The sequence below is a fragment of the Streptomyces sp. MnatMP-M17 genome (assembly GCF_900091995.1).
In the GTDB taxonomy this organism is placed as follows: domain Bacteria; phylum Actinomycetota; class Actinomycetes; order Streptomycetales; family Streptomycetaceae; genus Streptomyces.
The window spans coordinates 1-5,010 of sequence record NZ_FMDK01000587.1 but is presented as its reverse complement, the minus strand read 5'-3'; the positions used below and the strand labels follow the sequence as shown (position 1 = coordinate 5,010).

The following is a 5,010-nucleotide window of genomic DNA, read 5'->3' as shown; positions in this document are numbered from 1 at the left end:
GAGCGCGTTGGCCCGTCCTACGGGCGCGGCGGCGGCGGACCGCGCCACGACGGACAGCGGTACGAGGGACACCGGCCCGGTCGACAACGGTCGCCGCCGCTTTCTGCTGGGCGCCGGAAGTCTGGGCGCCGCTCTCCTGCTGACCGGCTGCACCAGCGCGGGAACCGACGAGAAGGGCGCCTCACCGCAGGGCGAACCGCCCGAGGTGCTCCCGCCCAGGGCCGCCGCGGACACGGTCATGTACACCGCGCACCTCAGATTCGTCGCGCTGTCGGCGGCCCTGGAGAACCAGGCCGTGGGCGCCTACGGATCGATCCTCGCCGCGGCAGGAGCCGACAGGTTCGGCGCCGTACCGCCTGCCGTGTCGACCTTCGTCACCATGGCGATGGCCCACCACATCGACCATGCCAAGGCATGGAACACGGCGCTGACGGAGGCGGGCAAGCCCGCCGTCACCGATGTACCGCTGTCGAACCAGCGGGCGATCACCACCGCGCTGGACCGGGTCACCAGCGTGGACGACGCCGCCAAGCTCGCCCTCCAGCTGGAGGACCAGGCCGCGCAGACCTATCTCTTCGCCGGCTACAACGGCAAGACCGCCGCCGGGATCGAGACCGCGGCCACCATCGCGCCGGTCGAGGCGATGCATGTCTCCATCCTGCGCTTCATCCTCGGCCAGGATCCGGTCCCGGAGGCGTTCCTGCCCGAGGACCTGGCGGCGACGCCGAGTCTGCTGACGGTGTGAGGCGTACGGGACGGTGCGCGGCATACGGGTGCGTGCCCGGCGGCGGGCACGCACCGGCCCCGATGCGAGACTGACCAGGTCCGTCGCGCCGCTCCGGAATCGAGACGCCGCCTTGCCGCTCCTTCCCTTCGCCCGTAGCTCCGTAGCCCGTATCTCCGTGGCACCCGTGGTCGCCCTGCTGCTCGCCCTCACCGGATGCGCCGGCGCCGACGGCTCGGGCGCGGACAGCTCGGACAAGGGCCGCGAGGTACGACCGCCTCGGGCGGATCAGCCCTTCGATTACCAGCTCGGCGGAGCCTACGAGCCGCCCGCCGGTGTGCGTACCGTCATCAGGGACCGTACGGCGGACCCGGCCCCGGGCGCGTACACCATCTGCTACGTCAACGCCTACCAGGCCCAGCCGGACGCCGTGGCCTGGTGGCAGCGGAACCACCCCGAGCTGCTGCTGCACGGCACGGGCGGCGCGTCCGTCGTCGACGAGGAGTGGCAGGAGCCCTTGCTCGACATCTCCACCGAGGACCGTCGCGACCGCCTGGCGCATATCGTCGGCGGCTGGATCGACGGCTGTGCCGAGCGTGGGTTCGACGCCGTCGAGGCCGACAATCTGGACTCCTATCTGCGCTCGGACGGACTGCTCGACCGGCGGCAGGCGGCCGGCTTCGCCCGGCTGCTGGCGGAGTGCGCCCACCGCGCGGGCCTGGCGATCGGCCAGAAGAACGCGGTCGAGATGAGCGGGCTCAGGGACACGATCGGCTTCGACTTCGCCGTCGCCGAGGAGTGCGCGCGCTACGACGAATGCGGGCGGTACGCCGACGCCTATGGCGACAGGGTGCTGGTTGTCGAGTACCGGCGAACGGACTTCACCGTCGGCTGCCGGGAGTGGGGAGACCGGCTGGCGATCGTGCTGCGGGACCGTGATGTCGTACCTGCCGGAGAGCCGGGCCACACAAACGCGCGCTGCTGAATCCCGGCCGGGGCTATCCGGACCGTCGGAGCCGCCAGGGAAGTCTGAGTCTGCGGCGGTAGCGGCGCGAGGGAAGCATGGGACCGGTCGCGCGGTACAGCGGCTCCTCGTCCAGATACGGTCCGGTGTCGCCGTCCGCCGAGGTCCGCAGTCCCGGCTTGTCGTACCGGGTGGCGGCGATCACCTCGACAAGCTGCTCCTCGGTGAAGATCTCGGAACCGCGTACGTGCGGTACGAAGCCGACGAGTACACCGTCCTCCACGACCTCCGCCCGCAGTCCGAGGACATCGTCCATGTCCCAGATCGCCTCGCCCCCCTCGGCGAGCACGATCTGTACACCGCACTGGTAGACACCCAGATGGGCCATATGAGCCATGACTCCTCGGGCCCGCAGGGAGGACACGAGGCGGCTGGCGCGTTCCTCGTCCATCCGATGCCCCACTTCCCTGTGTTTCCCTGTGCGGAGGCTTTTGGACGTATATGTCCCGTGGCCCTCATGGTAAGCCGTTTCGCCGGGACGGCGAGTTCCGGGGGCAGCGCCCGATCCTGTCCCCGGGAGCCATGGATCAGCGAGTGGCGGGCATCACGTCGAAGGAGACCTGGACCGGTACCCGGGCGCCGGTCCAGCCGCGCACCTCCGGCTCGCTCAGCGAGCGGACCCAGACATCCACCTGCGCCACGAGGTCCTCGCCGGGCCAGGGACCGACGCCCATGACACGCATACCGGCCTCGGTGGCGGACCGGATCCCGCAGGAGGAGTCCTCGACCGCCAGGGTGTCGACGGGCTCGGAGCCGCAGAGCCGTGCGGCGGTGAGATAGACGTCCGGGAGCGGCTTGGGTCTGATCTCGCCCCCGGGCACCACGATGTGGTCGAAGTGGCCGAGCAGGCCTGCCGTGCCGAGGCAGGACTCCACGACTTCTCTCGGGCAGTTGCTGGCGACGGCGAGAGGAGCCAAACCCGCTGATTCCTCGACCAGTTGACGGGCGCCGGGCATGGTCAGCGGGTTGTCGGCGACGAGCGCGCGGAAGTGCCCGAGCAGCAGCGCGGTCAGGTCCTCGCCGAGTTCCGGGTGTCCCGCCTCCTCGGCCATGAGGCGTCCGCATTCGGTGTAGTGCAGTCCCTTGGTCCGCTCGGCGAAGCCGGGCATGGGTGTGAATCCATACGCGCGCAGCGCCAGAATTCGAGCGTCCTGCCAGTGGCATTCAGTGTCCATGAGGGTTCCGTCGCAGTCGAAGACGATGGCCGCGGGAGTCCAGGAAAGGATGCGATGAGCTGTCATCCGATTGTTCCGTTCAGAAGAGCCCGATAAGCGGCAGCACTGACCGCCGCGACGGTGCGAAACACCACGGGCACGCTGGTCACCCGCTGTCGGGCGGGCGCGATCCGGGCAGTCGCGGCCTTATGGAGAAGGCCGGTTGAGGCGACCACCCAAGAACATAACGATCGCTACGCTAGAGAGGAAAACTATTGGTAGTCAAGTGACTTCGCAGAGTATTTCCAGCCTTTACCTGTAGCGGAGGACACCAAAAGCCTTCTGTTCCCCGTCCTGGAGAAAACGGAACACACAGATGCCGTGGTACGGCACGCACATAATTCGAGCGGGCGGACTGTATTCGACAAAGCGTGCTGCTTCGAGCCGTCCGCCGGTGGGACGCAGCAAAGCGCCCCGGCTTTCCACGGCCGCGGCCTGGCGCGCGGCTTCCAGCAGAATGATGCCGGGAACATGATCCGTGGCGTGGTCGAAGAAGAAGGGGTGCCTGGGATCCGCCGGTTCGACCAGGAGGGTGCCGCCGTCGAGTCCCAGGACGACATCGTGCGCGCCCGTCACGCCCAGCCTGCGGATGTCGGGGCGAAGCCGGCCGATGGCGCTCTCCGGCGCGGCGGAGTGCGTACGGCCTGTCCGTACCGCCTCGTACCGTGCGCCGTCCATGACTCGCGCACCTCCTCCGGCCTGCGCGAACACCGCCCCGTGGGCGGAGAAGGAGACATCGAGCCGCAGTCCGGTGACCGAGCCGTCCTCGGCGGCGCGGCGCACATCGCTCGCCCGTACCGCGCAGATCACGGCGGTGGCGCCGAAGAGCGCCCGCGGTTCCGCCGACGGATCGATCTCGAAGAACAGATCGGTGATGAGCAGATGCGCGGTGGGCGCGACATCGAAATAGCGGAGCGGGATATAGATCCCGAGCTGGCGCAGTGTCTCGACGATCACCAGCGGACTGTGCAGATCGGCGCCGTCGCGCGGAAAAGTCGGATGGGACCGCGACCACGAAGCCGCGGCCTCGAACCCGGCGCCGTCCGGACTCCAAGCACTCCGCCGTACATCGGTGAGCAGCACCTCGGCCACGGAGTCCCGGTGCACCATCTCACGGGCGACGGTGCGCGACCAGGACAGTGGCCGGAGGTCCTCCATGGTGCCGCCGATCGGTGCGTCACCAACCGTTGTATTCATGCGACAAGAACACCGCAATTTTCGTTGCTACGCACGCCGGACCGGAGCCGCCAAGCCCGCCACGCCCGGCGGGAAAAGCCGCTACATTGCCTGCTGTCATTTAACGGAACGGCAATCCGGGGTACACGTGCGGGTTCGGGTGGAGCAGGTTCGGGCGAAAACGACGCGGAGGTTTCTCCTGGAAGCGGCGGCACAGTTGTTCGATGAGCGAGGTTACTCCGGAACCAGTATCAGCGATATCAGCGCGCAGTCCGGCCGTACCAGCGGAGCCATCTACTTCCACTACGCCAGCAAGGAGAATCTCGCCCTCGCCATTGTCGAGGAGCATTTCGCGACCTGGCCCAATCTGATCGACCGTTACAGCTCGTCCGACCGTCCGGCGCTGGAGCGGCTGGTGGCGCTGAGTTTCGAGGTGGCGAGGGCCTTCCGGGACGATGTGGTCATCCGCGCGGGCGCCCGGCTCTGGGCGGAGCGCACCGCCATCAATGTCACGCTGCCGAGGCCTTTTGTGGGCTGGCTGGAAACCGTCACCAAACTTCTCGAAGAGGCCCGTCAGGAGGGAGAACTCACCAATGGCGTCACGCCTCAGGTGGCCGCGCATGGACTCGTGTGCGCCTTCTTCGGACTGCACACCGTCTCCGACGCCCTGGAGGGACGCCAGCAGATCGAGGAGGCCCTGCACGATCTGTGGCTGCTGCTTCTGAACGCCCTTCAGACGGATCCGGATCCGGCGGCCCTGCTCGCGCGGGTGCGTGAACATCCTCTGACGCCGGTGCCGGCCGGAGGGCGATGAGCCGAAGAGCGAACGGCCGGACCCGGCCGGGACGGGGGGATGTCCCGGCCGGGTCCGG

The 5,010-nt window shown here is 68.5% G+C and carries 6 protein-coding genes; 3 read left to right on the top strand and 3 right to left on the bottom strand.

Going from position 1 to position 5,010, the window contains the following annotated elements; translation table 11 throughout:
- Together GA0115259_RS25155 and GA0115259_RS25150 are read left to right on the top strand one after the other, a co-directional pair.
- On the top strand, nucleotides 1-745 hold a 745-nt coding region (locus GA0115259_RS25155), incomplete at its 5' end, for a ferritin-like domain-containing protein (protein WP_107469258.1).
- Nucleotides 746-902: 157 nt separating this feature from the next.
- Complete coding sequence (locus GA0115259_RS25150; RefSeq protein WP_256098129.1) at nucleotides 903-1,709, top strand: endo alpha-1,4 polygalactosaminidase; 807 nt, start codon at nucleotides 903-905, stop codon at nucleotides 1,707-1,709.
- Nucleotides 1,710-1,722: 13 nt separating this feature from the next.
- On the opposite strand, the gene GA0115259_RS25145 is transcribed toward GA0115259_RS25150, so the two are convergent.
- The 3 genes from GA0115259_RS25145 to GA0115259_RS25135 form a co-directional block, all read right to left on the bottom strand.
- Nucleotides 1,723-2,085, bottom strand: a complete 363-nt coding sequence (locus GA0115259_RS25145; protein ID WP_256098128.1) for a hypothetical protein — start codon at nucleotides 2,083-2,085, stop codon at nucleotides 1,723-1,725.
- A 190-nt stretch (nucleotides 2,086-2,275) separates the two neighbouring features.
- Complete coding sequence (locus GA0115259_RS25140; RefSeq protein ID WP_093601246.1) at nucleotides 2,276-2,989, bottom strand: HAD family hydrolase; 714 nt, start codon at nucleotides 2,987-2,989, stop codon at nucleotides 2,276-2,278.
- A gap of 225 nt (nucleotides 2,990-3,214) precedes the next feature.
- Entirely contained in the window at nucleotides 3,215-4,159 is a 945-nt protein-coding gene (locus GA0115259_RS25135; protein ID WP_237540484.1) for a ScbA/BarX family gamma-butyrolactone biosynthesis protein, read from the bottom strand.
- 139 nt (nucleotides 4,160-4,298) lie between these two features.
- Between GA0115259_RS25135 and GA0115259_RS25130 the strand changes: the two genes are divergently transcribed.
- Nucleotides 4,299-4,952, top strand: a complete 654-nt coding sequence (locus GA0115259_RS25130; protein WP_256098130.1) for a ScbR family autoregulator-binding transcription factor — start codon at nucleotides 4,299-4,301, stop codon at nucleotides 4,950-4,952.
- Nucleotides 4,953-5,010 lie beyond the last annotated feature (58 nt).

What these genes read in the sequence shown, in the direction of transcription:
- GA0115259_RS25145 (WP_256098128.1), bottom strand. Translation starts at nt 2,085, where the DNA reads ATGGCTCATATGGCCCATCTGGGTGTCTACCAGTGCGGTGTACAGATC.
- GA0115259_RS25140 (WP_093601246.1), bottom strand. Translation starts at nt 2,989, where the DNA reads ATGACAGCTCATCGCATCCTTTCCTGGACTCCCGCGGCCATCGTCTTC.
- GA0115259_RS25135 (WP_237540484.1), bottom strand. Translation starts at nt 4,159, where the DNA reads ATGAATACAACGGTTGGTGACGCACCGATCGGCGGCACCATGGAGGAC.